Origin of the sequence: Bifidobacterium criceti, assembly GCF_002286935.1 — a bacterium.
GTDB lineage: Bacteria > Actinomycetota > Actinomycetes > Actinomycetales > Bifidobacteriaceae > Bifidobacterium > Bifidobacterium criceti.
The window spans coordinates 76,184-97,085 of sequence record NZ_MVOH01000014.1 but is presented as its reverse complement, the minus strand read 5'-3'; the positions used below and the strand labels follow the sequence as shown (position 1 = coordinate 97,085).

The 20,902-nt window shown below is 65.4% G+C and carries 15 protein-coding genes; 13 read left to right on the top strand and 2 right to left on the bottom strand.

The features are described from left to right. Positions 1-45 precede the first annotated feature (45 nt). The 3 genes from B1526_RS06005 to B1526_RS05995 all read left to right on the top strand — a co-directional run bounded on the left by B1526_RS06005 (position 46) and on the right by B1526_RS05995 (position 3,240). A complete protein-coding gene (locus B1526_RS06005; RefSeq protein WP_095615168.1) occupies positions 46-666 on the top strand; it encodes a 50S ribosomal protein L25/general stress protein Ctc in 621 nt (206 codons plus the stop codon). Positions 667-1,068: 402 nt separating this feature from the next. Further along, a complete protein-coding gene (locus B1526_RS06000; RefSeq protein WP_095615167.1) occupies positions 1,069-2,196 on the top strand; it encodes a branched-chain amino acid aminotransferase in 1,128 nt (375 codons plus the stop codon). Between the two features lie 201 nt (positions 2,197-2,397). After that, positions 2,398-3,240, top strand: coding sequence for a trimeric intracellular cation channel family protein (locus B1526_RS05995; RefSeq protein ID WP_095615166.1), 843 nt, complete (start codon positions 2,398-2,400; stop codon positions 3,238-3,240). Positions 3,241-3,311: 71 nt separating this feature from the next. Here the strand turns inward: B1526_RS05995 and rpsT are convergent, their stop codons facing one another. Then, entirely contained in the window at positions 3,312-3,572 is a 261-nt protein-coding gene (gene rpsT, locus B1526_RS05990) for a 30S ribosomal protein S20 (RefSeq protein ID WP_095615165.1), read from the bottom strand. A 148-nt stretch (positions 3,573-3,720) separates the two neighbouring features. On the opposite strand from rpsT, the gene lepA reads away from it, so the two are divergent. From lepA to B1526_RS05965, 5 genes are all read left to right on the top strand, one after another. Next, positions 3,721-5,601: a translation elongation factor 4 gene (gene lepA / locus B1526_RS05985; RefSeq protein WP_095615164.1), complete on the top strand. Its 1,881-nt coding sequence runs from the start codon at positions 3,721-3,723 to the stop codon at positions 5,599-5,601. A gap of 78 nt (positions 5,602-5,679) precedes the next feature. After that, entirely contained in the window at positions 5,680-6,879 is a 1,200-nt protein-coding gene (gene hemW, locus B1526_RS05980) for a radical SAM family heme chaperone HemW (protein WP_095615163.1), read from the top strand. A gap of 282 nt (positions 6,880-7,161) precedes the next feature. After that, entirely contained in the window at positions 7,162-11,730 is a 4,569-nt protein-coding gene (gene gltB / locus B1526_RS05975) for a glutamate synthase large subunit (RefSeq protein ID WP_235607070.1), read from the top strand. Between the two features lies 1 nt (position 11,731). After that, positions 11,732-13,267, top strand: a complete 1,536-nt coding sequence (locus B1526_RS05970; RefSeq protein ID WP_095615161.1) for a glutamate synthase subunit beta — start codon at positions 11,732-11,734, stop codon at positions 13,265-13,267. A 172-nt stretch (positions 13,268-13,439) separates the two neighbouring features. Next, the gene (locus B1526_RS05965) at positions 13,440-13,898 is read left to right on the top strand and encodes a hypothetical protein (protein ID WP_095615160.1); all 459 of its coding nucleotides are present in this window, start codon (positions 13,440-13,442) and stop codon (positions 13,896-13,898) included. Positions 13,899-14,031: 133 nt separating this feature from the next. Here the strand turns inward: B1526_RS05965 and B1526_RS05960 are convergent, their stop codons facing one another. After that, positions 14,032-14,517 carry a peroxiredoxin gene (locus B1526_RS05960; RefSeq protein ID WP_095615159.1) on the bottom strand — a complete coding sequence of 162 codons (486 nt, stop codon included), beginning with the start codon at positions 14,515-14,517 and terminating at the stop codon, positions 14,032-14,034. Between the two features lie 215 nt (positions 14,518-14,732). Here B1526_RS05960 and B1526_RS05955 point away from each other — a divergent pair, with 215 nt between their 5' ends. The 5 genes from B1526_RS05955 to metF all read left to right on the top strand — a co-directional run bounded on the left by B1526_RS05955 (position 14,733) and on the right by metF (position 20,894). Beyond that, positions 14,733-15,626, top strand: coding sequence for an ABC transporter ATP-binding protein (locus B1526_RS05955; protein WP_095615158.1), 894 nt, complete (start codon positions 14,733-14,735; stop codon positions 15,624-15,626). A 117-nt stretch (positions 15,627-15,743) separates the two neighbouring features. Continuing rightward, positions 15,744-16,811 carry a tRNA (adenine-N1)-methyltransferase gene (locus tag B1526_RS05950; protein ID WP_095615157.1) on the top strand — a complete coding sequence of 356 codons (1,068 nt, stop codon included), beginning with the start codon at positions 15,744-15,746 and terminating at the stop codon, positions 16,809-16,811. A 78-nt stretch (positions 16,812-16,889) separates the two neighbouring features. Next, on the top strand, positions 16,890-17,441 hold the full coding sequence (locus B1526_RS05945) for a SixA phosphatase family protein (RefSeq protein WP_095615156.1): 552 nt from the start codon (positions 16,890-16,892) through the stop codon (positions 17,439-17,441). Between the two features lie 193 nt (positions 17,442-17,634). Next, positions 17,635-19,935, top strand: a complete 2,301-nt coding sequence (gene metE / locus B1526_RS05940; RefSeq protein WP_095615155.1) for a 5-methyltetrahydropteroyltriglutamate--homocysteine S-methyltransferase — start codon at positions 17,635-17,637, stop codon at positions 19,933-19,935. A 122-nt stretch (positions 19,936-20,057) separates the two neighbouring features. Continuing rightward, a complete protein-coding gene (gene metF, locus B1526_RS05935; protein WP_095615154.1) occupies positions 20,058-20,894 on the top strand; it encodes a methylenetetrahydrofolate reductase [NAD(P)H] in 837 nt (278 codons plus the stop codon). The last annotated feature ends 8 nt before the right edge of the window (positions 20,895-20,902 follow it).

The window sequence follows — 20,902 nt, the reverse complement described above, 5'->3', positions numbered from 1 at the left end:
TCGGCTCGTTGATGCGTCGAAGACAAAAACAAGGAGAAACACATCATGGCAAACACCACCATCGTTCTTGAAGGCGAACTGCGCACCGAGTTCGGCAAGGGCCCGTCGCGCCGCATGCGCGTCGCGCAGCAGATCCCGGCGACGATCTACGCCGGCGGCGAGCAGCCGGTCTACGTCAAGCTCCCGATGAAGGAGACGACGCTCGCGCTGCGCCACACGAATGCCCTCATCACCGTCAAGTACGGCGACGACAGCAAACTCGCGGTCGTCAAGGACGTCCAGCGCAACCCGGTCAAGCGCATCGTCGAGCACATCGACTTCTACGAGGTCAAGGCCGGCGAGAAGATCGACGTCGAGGTCCCGGTCTTCGTCGAGGGCACGCCGAAGGGCGCCGCCATCGCGTTCGTCGACATCCAGGAGCTCAAGGTCCGCGCCGACGTCAGCAACCTGCCGGAGAAGATCGTCGTCTCCGTCGATGGCCTCGCCGACGGCGACAAGGTCTTCCTCAAGGACCTCGCGCTGCCTGAGGGCGTCGAGCTCGACATGGAGAACCTCGACGAGTCCGTCGTCACCGTCGAGGTGCCGGAGGAGGCCGCCGAGCCTGAGGCCACCGAAGCCGAGGAAGAGAACGTCCCGGCGATTGACGAATCAAACCCGGCCGCCTGACCCATCGGCCGCCGCGCCGTCATGGCATAGGCCGCCACAACGTCATCATCAGGATGCCCGCCCCCGTCGCTGGGGGTGGGCATCCTGCCATATGCGGCGCATGTGCGGGAAACCGGCAATCTAGGCAACATAGGCATCCTCGCGGACAATGCCTCCCTTCCATCCGCCGAGCGCGTAGGGAGCGCCATGCCACCGGCAACCGATGGGAGCCGGCCAGCGGTGCAACGCCAACGGTTCGCACCGGCCACGCGCTTGTCGGCGCGGTTCCATATGGCATGTCAGTATGTGAACGCCCCGCCCGCGTTGGACATGGGGTTGTGCAAGAGTATGAACCAAGTCGGCGCCAAAAGCGCCCATGGCCAACCACTACGATTTCATCCGATTTCTCAAAGAAGCATCATCATGACCAATGAATCCCATCACGATCCAGCGTATCTCGATTCCCTCGCCGAACGCTTCACCGTCCTGCCGAACCCGAACCCGGCGTCGGACGCGAAGCGCGAGGAGCTCATCGACAAGCCGGCGTTCGGTCAGGTCTTCTCGGACAGCATGGCCCATATGACCTGGACGAAGGGCGAAGGCTGGTCCGACCGCCGCATCGAACCGTACGCGCCGCTCAAGCTCGACCCGGGCGCCTCGGTGCTGCATTACGCGCAGGAGGTCTTCGAAGGCCTCAAGGCATACCGCCACGCCGATGGCTCGACATGGCTCTTCCGTCCGGACGCGAACGCGGAACGCATGCAGAACTCGGCGAAGCGCCTGTACCTGCCCGAGGTCTCGATCGAGGACTTCCTCGGATCGTGCGCCGCACTCGTCGAGAAGGACGTCAAGTGGGTTCCCGCACGCCGTGAATACACGCTGTACCTGCGCCCGTTCATCTTCGCGTCCGAGGCGTTCCTCGGCGTGCGTGCGCCGGAAGAGGTCGAATACTGCGTCATCGCGTCGCCGTCCGGCCCGTACTTCGCGGGTGGCGTCAAGCCGGTGAGCATCTGGGTCGAGGACAAATGGTTCCGCACCGGCCCCGGCGGCACCGGTTTCGCCAAGTGCGGCGGCAACTATGCGGCATCGCTCCTCGGCGAGTACCGCGGCATCGCCGAAGGCTGCGAGCAGGTGTGCTTCGTCGACGCGGCCACGAAGACCTATCTCGAGGAGCTCGGCGGCATGAACATGATGGTCGTGTACAAGGACGGCCATGTCGAGACGCCGAGCCTGACCGGCAGCATCCTGCCGGGCGTCACGCGCCGCTCGATCATCCAGCTGCTCGAGGACGACGGCCATGACGTCGTCGAGACGATGATCGTGCTCGAGAAGCTGCTCGAGGACATCAAGTCCGGCGAGGTCACCGAGGTGTTCGCGTGCGGCACCGCCGCAATCGTCACGCCGATCGGACGCTTCAAGTCCGAGAAGTTCGACGTCACCGTCGGCGACGGCGAACCCGGCGAGCTGACGATGGCGATCCGCAACCAGCTGCTCGGCATCCAGCTCGGCGAGATCGAGGATCCGCACAACTGGATGTGGAAGGTGTGCTGAGCGCACCGGACACGCCGCCCGCACCCTGGGGCGGCCACATTGAATCGTAGTGACGGGGCGGCCGCCGGCTTCACGGCGTCCGCCCCGTTCGCATACGCGCCAGGCATATCCGACAGGCCACGGCGCGTACAATGGTCGGGGCCGCGGCGGCCCAACCCGTCCGCCGGCGCAGATACGCACACGTTCGAAAAGGAGCGGTCGATGGAAGTCGCGTTGCAGAACTCGCCGTTCTTCCTTGGCGTCGAATACCTCGCTATCTTCTGCTGTGGCATGGCAGGCGGGCTCGCGGCGATCCGCAAAGGCTACGATGTCTTCACGATCATCATCACCGCATGGCTCACGGCGCTCGGCGGCGGCATGATCCGTGACATCCTGCTCGGCGCGGTGCCGCCCGTATGCATATCCGACCGCGTCTCCGTGATCACGGCGCTCCTCGCCGGATGCACGGTTGCGGTCATCCATCCGGAGGTCGACAAGCTCAAATGGTCGATGCTCACAATCGACGCGCTCGCGCTCGGCCTCTTCGCCGTCAATGGCACAAGCAAGGGCCTCGTCTACAACACAAGCGGCATGACGGCCGTGTTCCTCGGCACATTCACGGCGATGGGCGGCGGCATGATCCGTGACATCCTGCTCAACGAGGTGCCGATGGTCATCCGCGACCGCCACTGGTACATCGTGCCCGCCGTCATCGGCAGCATGCTCACCGTGCCCGTATGGCGGTGGCATGCGCGCGGATTCATCAACGACCAGGTCGAGATGACGCTCGACGTCGCAATCATCGCGATCGTCGTGCTGTTGCGTCTGGGGTCGGTGCGGTTCAACTGGCAGCTGCCGACCGCGGTGCCGCGCGCGAAGGCGCATCTGCCGCATGTGCTCCTTGTGCGCCGGGTCCACCACCGTGTCGGCGACGTGACCGTACAGAACGTGCCACAGCCGCCAACCACACAGGACGGCGCCGCAATGGAATCGGGGGATGCGCAGATGGCCGAGGCGCATCGGGAAACGGATATGCATGGTGGTGCGGACGACCCACGGCAGTGACATGTACGCGCACATACGAATGGGCCCGGGTGGCATCGCCATCCGGGCCCATTCGTCAAGCGTGGATCAGATCACATCGCGTTGATCTGCAGCGCCAAACCGGACTTGCGGTTCGCGGCCTGGTTCTTGTGGATGACGCCCTTGCTGGCCGCCTGATCGAGCTTGCGGCCAGCGATCTGGAACGCCGCCTCAGCCGCGGCCTTGTCGCCCGAGGCGATGGCTTCGCGGGTGTGACGGATCGCGGTCTTGATCGCGGACTTGACCGCGACGTTGCGCTTGTGCGCCTTCTCGTTTGTGAGGACGCGCTTCTTCTGCGACTTGATGTTTGCCACTATGTATTCTCCAAACAACGGTTTCTATAAGGACATACGAAAAGGCATACTACCACGCACCGCGGATAAAGGACACCATCGGCGCACGTTCCCGTTTGCCGCGCGTTGCCGCTAGAATGGTCGCGAACTCGTACAACAGGAGGGTGGCGTGAGCCAGCATCATAATCAGCCCGGTTTCACCGATCAGTCGTTGATCCGCAATTTCTGCATCATCGCGCATATCGACCACGGCAAGTCGACCGTCGCGGACCGTATCCTTCAGCTCAGCGGCATCGTGCCCGAACGTGAGATGCGCGACCGGTTCCTCGACCGCATGGACATCGAGCAGGAACGTGGCATCACGATCAAATCGCAGGCCGTGCGCGTGCCGTGGACATACGACGGCCAGGAGTACACGCTTGGCATGATCGACACCCCCGGCCATGTCGACTTCACGTACGAGGTCTCGCGCGCGCTCGCCGCATGCGAGGGCGCCGTGCTGCTCGTCGACGCGACGCAGGGCATCGAGGCGCAGACGCTCAGCAACCTGTACATGGCGATCGACCATGACCTGACGATCATCCCGGTGCTCAACAAGATCGACCTGCCGAGCGCCGAGACGGACAAGCACGCCGAGGAGATCGCGGGCCTCATCGGATGCGACCCCTCCGACGTGTTGCGCGTGTCCGGCAAGACGGGCGAAGGCGTGCGCGACCTGCTCGACCGCATCGTCGTCGACGTGCCCGCGCCGAGCGGTGATCCGGACGCCGACGCACGTGCGCTCATCTTCGATTCCGTCTACGACTCGTACCGTGGCATCGTCACCTACATCCGCATGGTCGACGGCGAGCTGCGTTCGCGTGAGAAGCTGCATATGATGGGCGTCGGCACAACGTACGATCCGATCGAGATCGGTGTCATCAGTCCGGACATGATGCCGACGCGCGCGCTCGGCGCGGGCGAGGTCGGCTACGTCATCACCGGCGCGAAGGATGTGAGCCAGTCGAAGGTCGGCGACACGATCACATCGGCCGCGCATCCGGCGCACGAGCCGCTCGCCGGGTACCGCGACCCGCAGCCGATGGTGTACGCGGGCCTGTTCCCGATCGACAACGCGCAGTTCCCCGAGCTGCGCGAGGCGCTCGACAAACTCAAACTCAACGACGCGGCGCTCGTCTATGAGCCGGAGACGTCGGTCGCGCTCGGTTTCGGCTTCCGCTGCGGCTTCCTCGGCCTGTTGCACATGGAGATAGTCTCCGAGCGCCTCAGCCGTGAATTCGGCCTTGACCTGATCTCGACGGCGCCGAACGTGCCGTACGAGGTGACGAGCGAGGACGGCACCGTGCACCGGGTGACGAACCCGAGCGAATTCCCCGAAGGCAAGATCAAACGGATCGTCGAACCGGTCGTCGCGGCCGACATCATCACGCCGAAGGAGTTCATCGGCGCCGTCATGGAACTGTGCCAGGACCACCGCGGCGTCATGGGCACGATGGAGTACATCTCGACCGACCGCGTCGAGATGCATTACCGCATCCCGCTCGCCGAGATCGTCTTCGACTTCTTCGACCAGCTCAAGAGCCGCACGAAGGGCTACGCGTCACTCGACTACCATGAGGACGGCGAGCAGGCGGCCGATCTCGTCAAGGTCGACATCCTCATCCAGGGCGACAAGGTAGACGCGTTCTCGGCGATCGTGCACCGTGACAAGGCGTACAGCTACGGCGTCATGATGACGAAGAAGCTGCGCGAGCTCATCCCGCGCCAGCAGTTCGAGATCCCGATCCAGGCGGCGATCGGCTCGCGCATCATCGCCCGTGAGAACATCCGCGCATTGCGCAAGGACGTGCTCGCAAAATGCTACGGCGGCGACATCACACGCAAGCGCAAACTGCTTGAGAAGCAGAAGGCCGGCAAGAAGCGCATGAAGATGCTCGGCCATGTCGAGGTGCCGCAGGAGGCGTTCGTAGCCGCATTGTCGACGGGCGAGACCGGCAGCGACCGCGACACGAAGGACAAGATCCGCGCCGCCCAGAAGACCGAAGGCTGAGCGCCGCGCGATGCGATACGAGGTCTGCATCCACGTCCCGTTCCGCCTGTGTCGCGATGGCTGCGGCGGAGGTGTGCGTTGAGCTACGAGGTCTACATCCACGTCCCGTTCTGCCTGCGCCGCTGCGGCTATTGCGATTTCAACACCTACACCGCACACGATCTGGGCGGTGGCGCGTCGCGCGCCGGCTATGCGGCGGCGGCGGTCGAGGAGATGCGCCTGCTGCGGCGGTGGCAACGTGAACAGGGCATCGACGAGCCGGCCGTCTCGACGGTCTTCTTCGGTGGCGGTACGCCGACGGTCCTGCCCGTCAAGGACCTCGTCACGATCCTTGATGCGGTGCGCGGCCTATGGGGCATCGAGGAGGGCGCCGAGGTCACGACCGAGGCGAACCCCGACACCGTCGACGCCGATGCGATCCGAGCGCTCGCCGACGGTGGTTTCACACGCATCTCGTTCGGCATGCAGTCCGCGGTGCCGCATGTGCTGCGCACGCTCGACCGCACGCATACGCCCGCGAACGTCGCCGACGGTGTCGCCGCCGCGCGCGCCGCCGGGCTGCGCGCGAGCGTCGATCTCATCTATGGCGCGCCAGGCGAAAGCCTCGACGATTGGCGTACGAGCGTCGAAACCGCGCTCGGCCTCGGCGTCGACCACCTGTCCGCCTACGCGCTCACCGTCGAACCACACACGAAGATGGGACGTCTCATCGCGGCCGGCAGGCTGTCGCGCCCCGATGACGACGACGAAGCCGCGAAATACGAGATCGTCGACGACATGTGCCGCGCCGCGGGCCTCGAATGGTACGAGATTTCGAACTGGGCCGTCCCCGGCCATGAGAGCCGGCACAACCTCGGCTACTGGAGGAACGCCGACTGGGCGGGCGTCGGTCCCGGCGCGCACAGCCACTACACGCTGCCCGCCGCGTCCGGTACGGACGGCGCGCGTTCGCTGCGCGCATGGGATGTGCTCCATCCGCGCGCGTGGGCGCAGCGGATCGCACAAGGCGACGTGCCATGGGGCGGCCATGAGGTCGTCTCCGCACACGAGGACCTCGAGGAGCGCGTCATGCTCGGTGTACGCCTGCGCGAAGGGCTCGACATCGACGAGATCGAACGCCTCACCGCACGCGACCTCGGCGCCGTCGTACGCGAACTCGAACATGAGGGGCTCGCGACGCGCGTGCACGCCGCAGGCGGCGCGCGGCTCGTCGCGACACGGCGCGGACGTCTGCTCAACGACGCCGTCATCGAGCGTATCTTCGACGAGCTGCCGTAGCGGCGCGCGCCGCGACGCGCGCCGCCACAGACGGACACGCCGCCGTCTCACTATGTGATTTTTTTCCACGGACGCGGCGATGTCGTCATACTTCCGAAATAATCGACCTCATAGAATGCGAAAGGCTGGATTGCCGCCGCCCCGCGCGCAACGCACACGTGAGGGCGGGCGCACGATTCGCGATGTGGTCACCGGACCATGCCGACCCGTCGCGCACTGGTAGCCTGCAACTGGAACTTCAGTAGGGGATGGGCTTTCCCTGTGACTAGAGAGGTGATTGCGGTGACGTTTGGAACCCCGCTTGATTTGACGATTCATCGCCCGGAAGGCATGTACGATCCCAATTCCGAGCATGACGCCTGCGGCGTAGGCATGGTCACCACCCTCAATCGCAAGCCGGAACGCAAAATCGTCGACGACGCCATTGAGGTACTCGTGAACCTGAACCACCGAGGCGCCGTCGGCGCCGAGGAGAATACGGGCGACGGCGCCGGCATCCTCATGGCGATGCCGGACGAGTTCATGCGCGCGACAATCGACGCCGAACTGCCCGAACCGCTGCACTACGCGGCCGGCATCGCGTTCCTCGACCGTGACATCGCCATCTCGGGCCAGCAGGAGCAGCGCATCGCGGCGATCGCCGCCGAGGAAGGCCTCGAGGTCCTCGCATGGCGCGTCGTGCCGACCGACCCGAACGGGCTTGGACTGCAGGCGCTCGCAAGCATGCCGTCGTTCAAGACGCTCGTGCTCGCCGACCCCGAACGAGAGCTCTCCGGCATCGACCTCGACCGCCGCGTCTACCGCGTGCGCAAGCGCGCCGAGCATGAGGTCGGCATCTACTTCGCGTCGCTGTCCGCACGCACGCTCACGTATAAGGGCATGCTCACGACGATGCAGCTCAAGCCGTTCTTCCCGGACCTGTCCGACGAACGCATGAAGACGACGGTCGCGATCGTGCATTCGCGCTTCTCGACGAACACGTTCCCGTCGTGGCCGCTCGCGCAGCCGTTCCGCCTCATCGCGCACAACGGCGAGATCAACACGATCCAGGGCAACCGCAACTGGTTCTCGGCGCGTCAGGGCCGCCTCAAGTCCGAGCTGCTCGGTGACATGGACGACCTGCTGCCGATCCTGACGCCCGGCTATTCCGATTCGGGCACGTTCGACGAGGTCCTCGAGCTGCTCAACCTCGCCGGCCGTTCGCTGCCGCACGCGATCTTGATGATGGTGCCGCCGGCGTGGGAGAAGAACACCGAGCTCGACCCCGATGTGCGCGCGTTCTACGAGTACAACAACGCGCTCATCGAACCGTGGGACGGCCCCGCCGACCTCGTGTTCACCGACGGTGTGCAGGTCGGCGCGCTGCTCGACCGCAACGGCTTCCGCCCGGGACGTTGGCAGGTGAGCGACGACGGCTACGTCGTGCTCGCATCCGAAGCGGGCGTCCTGCCGCAGGTCGCCGACGGGCACATCGTCGCGAAGGGGCGCCTCGAACCGGGCAGGATGTTCCTCATCGACACGGCGGCCGGCCGCATCATCGAGGACGACGAGATCAAGCACGAACTCGCCACGCAGCATCCGTACCGCGAGTGGGTCGAAGGCAACACCGTGAGCATGGCCGACCTGCCGCAGCGCGAACATGTGGCCTATTCCGACCTGTCGGTGCACCGCCGCCAGCGTGCGTTCGGATACACGCAGGAAGAGCTCAAGATGGTGCTCAAGCCGATGGCCGACACCGGCAAGGAACCGCTCGGCTCGATGGGCAACGACATCCCGATGTCGGTGCTCTCCGGCCGCAGCCGCATGCTCTTCGACTATTTCACGCAGAAGTTCGCGCAGGTCACGAACCCGCCTCTCGACTGGGAACGTGAGAAGATCGTCACGTCGATCGAATCGGCGATCGGCCCCGAACCGAACCTGCTTGAGGATTGCGCGACGCATGCGAAGAAGATCCTCATCGAACAGCCGGTCATCGACTCCGACGAGATGGCGCAGCTCAAGAACGTCGACCGCGCCCGCCAGCTCGACGGCTACTACGAGCCCGTCGTCATCAAGGGCCTGTACCAGGTGACGGGTGGCGGCGAGGCGCTCAAGGCGCGCCTTGAGGAGATCTTCGACGAGGTCGACGCGGCGATCGAGGACGGGCGTAACTTCCTGATCCTGTCGGACCGCGATTCGAACCATATGATGGCGCCGATCCCGTCGCCCCTGCTCACGTCCGCCGTGCAGCACCACCTGCTGCGCCGCAAGACGCGTACGCAGATCTCGATGGTCGTCGAGGCGGGCGATGTGCGTGAGATCCACCATGTCGCGCTGCTCATCGCGTATGGCGCGGCGTGCGTCAACCCGTACCTCGCGTTCGAATCGGTCGAGGAGCTCGCGCGCACCGGCTTCCTTGACGTGGACGCCGAGACGGCCGTGACGAACCTCAAGAACGCGCTGTCGACGGGCGTGCTCAAGATCATGAGCAAGATGGGCGTCTCGACGATCATGAGCTACCGTGGCGCGCAGTTGTTCGAAGCCGTCGGCCTGAACCAGCAGGTCATCGACGACTACTTCACCGGCACTGTCTCGCGCGTCGGCGGCTGTGGCCTCGACGACCTCGCCGAGGAGGTCGCGATCCGCCACCGCGTGGCCTATCCGAACCAATGGACCGCGACGCCGCACCGCACGTTGCGCACTGGCGGCGAATACAAGTGGCGCCGCACGGGTGAGGAGCACCTCAACGACCCGGAGGCGATCTTCCTGCTCCAGCAGTCGACGCAGCGCGGCGATTACGGGATGTTCAAGCAGTACTCCGCGCACATCAACGACACGTCGAACAGGATCATGACGCTGCGCGGCCTGATGAAGTTCAACCATACGCGCACACCGATCGACATCGACGAGGTCGAACCGGCGAGCGAGATCGTCAAGCGGTTCTCGACGGGTGCGATGAGCTACGGCTCGATCTCGAAGGAGGCGCATGAGACACTCGCGATCGCGATGAACTCGATCGGCGCGCGTTCGAACTCCGGTGAGGGCGGCGAGTCGACCGAACGACTCAACGACCCGATGCTGTGCAGCAAGATCAAGCAGATCGCGTCGGCGCGCTTCGGCGTGACGAGCGACTACCTCGTCCATGCGACCGACCTGCAGATCAAGCTCGCCCAAGGCGCGAAGCCGGGCGAGGGCGGCCATCTGCCGGGCGCGAAAGTTCCGCCGTGGATCGCGAAGGTCCGCCATGCGACGCCGGGCGTCGAGCTCATCTCGCCGCCGCCGCACCATGACATCTATTCGATCGAGGACCTCAAGCAGCTCATCAACGACGCGAAGATGTCGAATCCGAAGGCGCGCATCCATGTCAAGCTCGTCTCCGAGTTCGGTGTCGGCACAATCGCCGCGGGCGTCGCGAAATGCCATGCGGACGTCGTGCTCATCTCCGGCTACGACGGCGGCACGGGCGCGGCCCCGCTCAACGCGATCCGCCATGCGGGCACGCCGTGGGAGATCGGCCTGTCCGAGACGCAGCAGACGCTTGTGCTCAACGGCCTGCGTTCGCGTATCACCGTCCAGTGCGACGGCGAGCTCAAGACCGGCCGCGACGTCGTCGTCGCCGCGCTGCTCGGCGCCGAGGAGTTCGGCTTCGCGACGACGGCGCTCATGGTCGAAGGCTGCGTCATGATGCGCGCATGCCAGAAGAACACATGCCCGCAGGGCATCGCGACGCAGGACCCGGAGCTGCGCGCACGCTACACCGGCAAGCCCGAGCATGTCATCAACTTCATGATGTTCATCGCCGAAGAGGTGCGCGAACTGCTCGCCGAACTCGGCTTCCGCACGCTCGAGGAGGCCGTCGGCCACGTCGAATGCCTCGACCAGAACGAGGCGATCAGGCGCTGGAAGTCCGAAGGCGTCGACCTTTCGAATGTGCTCATGCAGCCTGGCCCGGTCCCGGGCACGATCCTGCACAAGACGATCGAGCAGAACCATGAGCTCGACAAGGCGATCGACAACGAGCTCATCGCGCGCGCCGAACCGGCGCTCGAACGCGGCGAGCATGTCGAGATCGCGATGGGCATCCGCAACGTCAACCGCACGCTCGGCACGATGCTCGGCTACGAGATCACGAAGCGCTACGGCGAGGAAGGCCTGCCGGATGACACGGTCGAACTGAACCTCACGGGCACGGGTGGCCAGTCGATCGGCGCGTTCATCCCGCGCGGCGAGACATTGCACATCGTCGGCGAGGTCAACGACTACGCGGGCAAGGGCCTTTCGGGCGGCCGCATCACGATCGCCGCGCCGAAGGACGTCACCTTCGACCCGCATACGAACGTCATCGCCGGCAATGTCCTCGGCTTCGGCGCGACGAGTGGCACGATGTTCGTCGCGGGCCGCGCGGGCGAACGCTTCGGCGTGCGCAATGGCGGTGCGTCGTTCGTCGTCGAAGGCGTCGGCGACCACGGCTGCGAGTACATGACCGGCGGCGAGGTCGTCATCCTCGGTTCCACCGGCCGCAACCTCGGCGCGGGCTTCTCGGGCGGCCACGTCTACGTGCTCGACCTCGACATGGACAAGGTCAATCCGCAATCCGCCGCCGGCGCGCTGCTCTTCGAGGCGCTCGACGACGAACACGCGACGCATGTACGAGACCTCGTCGAGGCCCATGTGCGCCTGACCGGTTCGAAGTTCGCCGAGGACCTCCTCGCCGATTGGGCGATGGCGCGCGGCCGCTTCACGCACATGGTCCCGAAGCAGTTCGTCGCGATGACGGACGCGATGCGGCAGGCGGAGACCGACAATATCGATTTCAATGAGCCCGGCGTCTGGGAGCGGACGTACGAGCAGGTTATGGAAGGAGCGCGCTGACATGGCAGATCCACGTGGATTCCTGAAGGTCCGTACCCGCAGGGAACTGGCCGAACGCCCCGTCGCCGAACGCATCAACGACTGGTTCGACGTGCATGCCGAAAGCGGCCTGCAGGATTGGACCAGGGAGCAGGCAGCGCGCTGCATGGACTGCGGCACGCCGTTCTGCATGTCCGGCTGCCCGCTGGGCAACCTCATCCCCGAATGGAACGACCTTGTGCGCCAGGGCAAGTGGGAGGAGGCGTACAACCGCCTGTCGATGACGAACAACTTCCCGGAGGTCACCGGACGCATCTGCCCGGCGCTGTGTGAATCGGCGTGCGTGCTCGGCATCCACCAGCCGCCGACGATGATCAAGAACGACGAGGTGACGATCATCGACCAGGCGTGGGAGCTCGACTACGTCAAGCCGTTGCCGCCCGAACGCCTCAGCTCGCAGACGGTCGCCGTCGTCGGTTCGGGCCCTGCGGGCCTTGCCTGCGCGCAGCAGCTCACGCGCGCCGGCCATACCGTCGTCGTCTATGAACGCGACGACGAGGTCGGCGGCCTCATGCGCTACGGCATTCCGAACTTCAAGCTCGACAAGCGCATCCTCGACCGCCGTGTCGAGCAGATGGAAGCCGAGGGCACACGGTTCCGCACGAACGTCGAGATCGGCAAGGACATCTCATGGGACGACCTGCGTTCGCGGTACGACGCGGTCGTCGTCGCGATCGGTTCGACGGTGCCGCGTGACATGAACATCCCCGGCCGTGAGCTTGACGGCATCCATTTCGCGATGGACTTCCTGCCGGACGCGACGCGCCGCGTCTACGGCAAGGAACCCGTCCATGGCATCACGGCGAAGGACAAGCACGTCGTCATCATCGGCGGCGGCGACACCGGCTCCGACTGCCTCGGCACGTCGATCCGCCAGGGCGCGAAGGACGTCACGGTCCTGCAGATCATGCCGAAGGAGCCGTCGGCACGCCCCGACAACCAGCCGTGGCCGACGTTCGCGCGCCTCTACCAGAAGACGTCGTCGATGGAGGAGGGCGGCGAATACGTGTACAACACGGATTCCGTCAACTTCGTCGGCGAGGAGGACGGCACGAAGATCACCTATGAGCAGTCGGCGCAGGCGGAAGGCTTCGTCGCCGACGGCCAAGGACACGTCACCGGCCTCAAGGTCGTGTCGGTCGCGCCGGGCGAGAACGGCCCGTTCACGCGCCAGCCGGGCACCGAACGCGTCATCCCGGCCGACCTTGTGCTCATCTCGGTCGGCTTCCTGCATCCGGACACGTCGACGCTCGGCGAGCAGCTGCCGGTGCGTCTTGACGAGCGCGGCAACGTCGCGCGCGACGACGCGTTCCAGACGTCGCAGGATGGTGTGTTCTCGTGCGGTGACGCGGGACGCGGCCAGAGCCTCGTCGTCTGGGCGATCGCCGAAGGCCGTTCGTGCGCGGCCGCCGTCGACGCCTATCTGACCGGCGAGCCGACCGAGCTGCCTGCGCCGATCGTCGCCTCGCAGCGGCCGATGTCGCTGCCGCGCCGCTGAGCGCGGGGACAGCGCTTCCACTGGGCGCCGCACACCATCATGGTGTGCGGCGCCTTCGTGTGCAGGGGAATCATGAACCCATCTGTTGCGCCCGGTGGCGGAACGTGCGGGGACCGCCGTGCCATGCAGTACAGTAGAGGCGGTGACAACGTTGTAGAGGAAAGGAGTCGCCATGGCAAACCGTGCGGAACGCCGCGCCAGGAACAAGGGCGGCGTGCCGGAGCAGTATGACGCGACGCAGGGTCGCGGCCGCTCGGGCATGATCGACGAATACCAGCTTCAGGAGAAGTCCCGCCGTCTCAAGGAAGGCAAGACCGGCCCGTGGAAGCCGACGAGCAGCGAGCTCGAACACGCCGAAGAGGTCGCGATGGACACCGATCCGAACGATTTCGACCCGCCGCAGGTCATCCGCGCGCCCCATTCGGTGCGCCAGTGGTTCCGCGTCGCGAGCTGGGTCGTCATCGTCGTCTCCGCGATCATGTTCTTCGTCGTCATGTGGCTGCCCCAGCATCCGCTGTGGTCGATCATCACCGTGTCCGCGTGCTTCGCCGCGGGCGTGCTGAGCCTGTTCTTCACGGCGGGCGACCCGAAGAACAATCCGAACCTCGACCAGAACGGCACCGCCGTGTGACGCGATCAGCCGATGCGAAAGGCCCCGGCGCCGCATCCGCCGTCCGTATGGACGGAGCGGATGCGGCGCCGGGGCCTTGTTCCGTATGGGTGCGCGGGGGGAAGACCCCGACGCGCTTCATCGGCCTATCGGATCACTTGTTCTTCTCGATCTCGTCGAGGAGTGCCTCGATCTGGCCGTTGATGTCGACGTCGTAGCTCGCGAGCACGATCTTGCCGTCGCCGTCGATGACGAAGGTCGAACGGACGGTCTCATAGGTCTTCTCGCCATCCTTGACGTGTTCCTTCGCGGCGCCGTACAGCTTGTGCGCGGTGTATTCCGGATCGGACAGCAGCACGAAGCCGAGGTCGTTGTTCTCGCGGAACTCCTGCAGTTCCTTCACGTCGTCGGGGGAGACGCCGATGACGGTGTACCCTTCGTTCGCGAAGCGTTCGAGGTTCTTCTGGAAATCCCTCGCCTCGAGCGTGCAGATCGACGATCCGGCTTTCGGATAGAAGTAGAGCACGATGTTCTTGTGCTTGAAGTCGGCGAGCGCGTAATGCTTGTATTCGTCGGATTCGAGCTCGAAGTTCGGTGCTGTCTCGCCTTTGGTCAGGCGTACCATGGTTGTTTCACTCATGGTTCCCACGCTAGTGCACATCGCGTGGGGAGACGGGAAATACGCGGTAAGGCGAAGTTTTGCCGTCATGAGCGAACCGTGCGCGCGCCGCCCGTGCCGAGGTGGTATGCGCGGCTCGCGCCGCCGGACCGCATCCCGGGACACGCCGCGACGGTGGTGCATGGGTGCGCTAGCGTGGGTGCATACGATGATGGATGACACCGACAGGAGGAACGATGGGTGACGACACGACCGCCGCATACACGCGCACATACGCGCACGGGGACGATGACGCGGCCGTCGTGCTGCGCGACGTTGAGTTCCGCAGATATGGGCGCACGATCCTCACCGACGTGAACCTGACGATCCCACGTGGCGAGAAATGGGTGCTGTTCGGCCCCAACGGCATCGGCAAATCGACGCTTGTGCAGATGATGGCGACGCGCGTTTTCCCGTCGTCGGGCGACGTGCACATCCTAGGCCGCAGGCTTGGCAAGGTGGACGTCTTCTCCTACCGCCATCTCATCGGGTTGAGCTCGGCGGAGCTGCTGCGCGCTGTGCCGGGCGACGAGGATCCTCTCGACGCCGTCGTCACGGCGCTCAAGGCCGTCACGGGACGTTGGCGCGACACGTACACGCCCGACGAGTACGCGCACGCGCGCGCCCTCATGCGCGAGTTCGGCATCGAATACCTCATCGGCAAGTCGATTGGCAACCTGTCCGAAGGCGAGCGCACACGCGTCATGATATGCCGTTCACTCATGGCGCGCTCCGAACTGCTCATCCTTGACGAGCCGACGACGGGCCTCGACCTGGGCGGCCGCGAGACGACGCTGCGCGCGTTGAGCAGGATCGGCACCGATGACGCCGCACGCACCGTCATCGTCGTCACGCATCGCCTCGAGGAGATCCCGGAAGGATTCGACCATGTCGCGATCCTCGGTAGGGTGCGCGGCAGCGAGGCGGACGCGCTCGCGGACCATGTCGCGGGACGTGAACCGATGCCCGGCACGGTCGTCTATGCGGGCGACCTCGACCACGGGTTCACTGGGGAGCGGCTTTCCTCGCTCTTCGGCCTCGACCTGCATGTGCACCATGACGGGGGCCGTTGGAGCGCGTACGCGCGCTGACTCAGGCGGCCTTGCGTCCGCAGGCCCCAGGCGTCGTGTACGCTGGGCAATGGTTGTCAACATCCAAGGGCGCGCCGAAAGGAGGCGGCCTGTTTTTTCCGGGAAAGGAGCCGCCGTATGCGCCGTGGTCCGTTCGTAGCGGGGGAGAAGGTCCAGTTCACCGACAGGAAGTCGAATAAGATCACCGACCAGCTCACGCCGGGAGGGGCGACGCAGACGGCGCATGGCCTCATCCTGCATGACGACGTCATCGGCAGGAGCGAAGGCGTCATCGTCACGAGCGTGACGGCGAAACGTGAGGCGCAGGTCAACGCCGAGCATCCCGAACGCGACCGCAACAAGCCGTGGAAGGGCACGCGTGCGATCGGCGGGTGGCGATTCGCCGTCATGCGCCCGCGACTTGCCGACTATGTGCTGTCGATGCCGCGCGGCGCGCAGATCATGTATCCGAAGGACACGGCGCAGGTCATCGAGCTTGGTGACATCCGCCGCGGCCATCGTGTGCTCGAATCGGGCGCGGGGTCGGGTGCGATGAGTCTGCATCTGCTTGAGGCGTGCGGCGGCGGGGGCGAACTCGTGACGATCGAGCTGCGGGGTGAATTCGCGAGGGTCGCGCGCGCGAACGTCGACCTGTATTACGGGGCCCATCCGGACAATTGGACGTTGATGACGGGGGATTTCGACTCGGTCGCCGCGGACCTCGAGGCCGGGTATTTCGACCGTATCGTGCTTGACATGCTCGACCCGTGGAACCGGCTCGAACAGGCCGCGCGCGTCATCGCGCCGGGCGGTGTGCTCACGTGTTACATCACGACGACGACGCAGATGAGCCGTCTCGTCGAGGCGTTGCGCGCGTCGGGGCGTTGGACCGAACCGCAGGTCCAGGAGACGTTGGAGCGCAATTGGAAGGCGCAGGGCCTCGCCGTGCGCCCCGACCACCAGATGATCGGGCACACCGGTTTCCTCGTCGTCTCGCGCGCGATGGCCGAAGGCTTCGAGGCGCTGCGCAAACGCGACCGCGCCGCGAAGGACACGACGAGCGACATCGACGCGTTGAGCCCCGAGGAGCGTGAGGCGGCGTTCGACGAGCTTGAACTGCGTGACATCTCCGACCGCAAGTTGCGCAAGGTGCTGCGTGACCTCGACGCGCAGCTGCGCGCGATCGGCGACGCCGAAGGCGAATAGGCGGCCGGCGGCGCGGCCGCACAGTATACTGGCATCTGCAATGCCCCTCCCGGGCAACGGACGGACGAAAGGGCGCCGATGAACGTCAAGAAGGCAGCGAAGCAGGCGAAGGGCTACAAGTATGTGCTGCTCGTCATGAGGCACGCGAAGACGGAGCCGTTCAACGCGAAGGGGGATTTCGACCGCGAACTGCTCGACAAGGGACTCAAGCAGGCCAAGCGCGTCGCGAAGGGGCTCAAGGCGATGGGCCTCGTGCCCGACCAGATCGACTGTTCGAACGCGGTGCGCGCGCGCCAGACGTGCGAGCGCATGCTCAAGGTGTTCGGTGATGGGCCGAAGGTCGACTATACGAAGTCGTTGTATGAAAGCGGCATGCAGTCGGTCTTCGACGCGCTTGCCTCGTGCAAGGACAAGCGGCGCACGTTGCTCGTCCTCGGCCATGAGCCGACCGTGTCGATGGCGTGCCAGTGGCTTGCCGGCCCGCAGTCCGACCCGGGCATGATCGACCTGCTCAAGCTCGGCATGTCGACCGCGTGTGTCGCCGTGTTCGGTTCGGACGCGCCGTTCAGGAAGTGGGGCACGCATGAGGCCGACCTCATCGCCGTGCTGGGCCCGAAGGACTTCGAATAGGGCGCAGGTGCCCCTGCCATAGCTTGTGCCGGTCTTGCCGGCCGTGGGTATAAGCTGCGGTTATAACGATGTCTCAATAACTGGTATGCCACCGGGGCGGGTTTTCCCAAGATGTGGGGAGCGGCGCGCGGGTTTGTTTGGTAGCGTGATGCACGTTGCATGAAGCAAGCCATGACCACGTTTGGAGGCACCCATGAGCGTTCTCACGTCCATTTCCGGTTTCCCGCGCATCGGCAGGAACCGTGAGCTCAAGAAGATCATCGAAGCGTATTGGAAGGGCGCCGCATCCCTTGATGACGTGCGCCATGTCGGCCGTGAGCTGCGCGCCGAGCATTGGAGGATCGAGCAGGCCGCCGGCATCGACCTGATCCCGAGCAACGATTTCAGCCTCTACGACCAGATGCTCGACACGGCGATCCTGCTCAACGTGATCCCGGCCCGCTACCGCAGGCTCTCGTTCGAGCATCCCGAGGAGACGCTTTTCGCGATGGCGCGCGGCTATCAGGGCGAACGCGGCGACGTGACGGCGCTGCCGATGAAGAAGTGGTTCACGACGAACTACCATTACCTCGTCCCCGAGTTCGACGACGCGACCGAAGTGCGGCTCAACGGCACGAAGCCGTTCGACGAGTACGAGGAGGCGAAGGCGCTCGGCATCGACACGAAGCCGGTGCTCATCGGCCCGTACACGTTCCTCAAGCTGTCGCGTGACTCACAGGCGCGCGAGCTGTCCATCGATGCGGGCCTCATCGACGCCGTCGCCGGCGTGTACGCCGAAGTCGTCCGCCGTTTCGCCGACCTTGGCGCCTCATGGGTGCAGTTCGATGAACCCTACCTCGTGCTCGACAAGGACGACGAGGACGTGCGCCTGTTCAAGGCGCTCTACACGCGCATCCTGCCGGCGCGCGGCGACCGTGTCCGTGTGCTGCTCAACACGTATTTCGGCAACATCGCCGACGTCTACGAGACGGTCAAGCTCCTCGAGTTCGACGGTGTCGGCCTCGACCTCGTCGAGGGCCGCGACGCGAACCTCGAAGCCGTCGCCCGCCATGGTGTGGCCGAACGCACGACGCTGTTCGCCGGCGTCGTCAACGGACGCAACATCTGGCGCAACGACTATGCGACGAGCATCGGCCTCGTCGACGCATTGCGCCAGGTCACCGACCGTGTCGCCGTCGCATCCGCCTGTTCGCTCCTGCATGTGCCGTTCAGCACGAAGGGTGAGGAGGCACTCGGCGACGACGTGCTCAAGCATTTCGCGTTCGCCGTCGAGAAGCTCGACGAAGTGCGCGAGATCGCGGACCTCGTCGACCTCGACGAGGACGCGAAAAAGGCATCCGGGACGCTCAAGGCGAACCAGCTGCTGTTCGACGGCAGCCGTGTCGCGCGTGACGAGGCGGTCGCCGCGCGCCTCGCCGCATTGACCGACGACGACTTCGTACGCCAGCCGGCGCGCGCCGAACGCCAGAAGCTGCAGAGCAAGGCGCTCGGCCTGCCGCTCCTACCGACGACGACGATCGGTTCGTTCCCGCAGACGAAGGAGATCCGCGCCGAACGCGCACGCCTGCGCAAAGGTGAGATCAGCAGGGACGACTACGACGCGTTCATCAAGGCGCGCATCGACGACGTGATCCGCAAACAGGAGCAGATCGGCCTCGACGTGCTCGTCCACGGCGAATTCGAACGCAACGACATGGTCGAATACTTCGGCCAGCATCTCAACGGCTTCCTGTTCACGAAGAACGCATGGGTGCAGTCCTACGGCACGCGCTGCGTCAAACCGCCGATCGTCTGGTCGGACGTCTCGCGCGCCGAACCGATCACGGTCGCGTGGAGCGCCTACGCGCAGTCGAAGACCGACAAGCCGATGAAGGGCATGCTCACCGGCCCGGTCACGATCCTCAACTGGTCGTGGCCGCGCGAGGACATCTCGAACGAGGAGCAGACACGCCAGCTCGCGCTCGCGATCCGCGACGAGGTCGTCGACCTGCAGAACGCCGGCATCCGCATCATCCAGATCGACGAGGCCGCGTTGCGCGAGAAGCTGCCGCTGCGCCGCTCCGACTGGCATACGCAGTACCTCGACTGGGCCATCCCCGCGTTCCGCCTCGTGCATGCCGCGGTCGAGCCGACGACGCAGATCCACACGCACATGTGCTATTCCGAGTTCAACGACATCATCCGCGACATCGATGCGATGGACGCCGATGTCATCTCGTTCGAGGCGTCGCGTGGCGACCTCGTCGTGCTCGACGCGATCCACGACGCCCAATTCGAGACCGAGGCGGGCCCGGGCGTCTACGACATCCATTCGCCGCGCATCCCGTCCGAACAGGAGATCGAGGAACGCATCGGCGAGATCATCGGCAAGATGGACGTCGAGAAGGTGTGGATCAACCCCGACTGCGGCCTGAAGACCCGTGGCGACGCCGAAACGTGGCCGAGCCTCGAACACATGGTCGAAGCCGCCGCCGCGGTGCGCTCGCGCCTGTGACGCCACCACCATCCCCATGACCGGCCCGCCGACGACGCGGGCGGGCCGGTCGCCCACGCGCGGCCGTCCGCATCCGCACGGACGGCCGCACACGACACGAATCTGTTGCAAGGACGACCATCATGCCCATCTTCTCCCTTGAGATCTTCCCGCCGAAACGCACCGCGCCCGTCGGCACGATCTACGACACGCTCGACGGCCTGCAGGGCCTCCAGCCCGCATTCATTTCCGTGACGTACGGCACCGGCAAATCGGTCGACCGCACCGCGACCGCGCGCATCGCGAACACGGTGCGCGCCGAATACGGCATCCCCGCCGTCGCGCACCTGACCGCCCAATACCTCGACGAGGAGGCCGCCGAGGAGGCGCTCGACCTGTTCGACCAGGCGAAGGTCTCCGGCATCCTCGCGCTGCGCGGCGACCGCAACCCCGAACGCGAACCGGCGCACGTGTTCCACTATGCGTCCGACCTCGCCGCGTTCATCCGCGAGCGCCGCCCCGACATGAAGATCTACGGCGCCTGCTATCCGGAGAAACACCCGCAGGCGGCGAGCCTCGACGAGGACATCGACAACCTCAAACGCAAGGTCGACGCGGGCGTCACCCATCTCATCTCCCAACTGTTCTACGACGACGAGGATTTCCTGCGCTTCCGCGACAAGGCGCGCGCCGCCGGCATCGACGTGCCGATCGAGGCGGGCATCATGCCCGTCGTCAACGGCCGCTCCGTACGGCACATGGCCGGCATGTGCGGATCCAAGATCCCCGAACGCCTCAACGTCATGCTCGACGCATGGGGTCAGGACCCGGCAAGCCTCAAGGAAGCCGGCATCATCTACGCGTCCGAGCAGATCAGCGACCTCGTCGCGCGCGGCGTCGACGGCATCCACCTGTACACGATGAACCGCCCATGCGTCACAAGGCGCATATGGGCGAACACGAAACCGTTCTTCGCCTGAAACCGGCC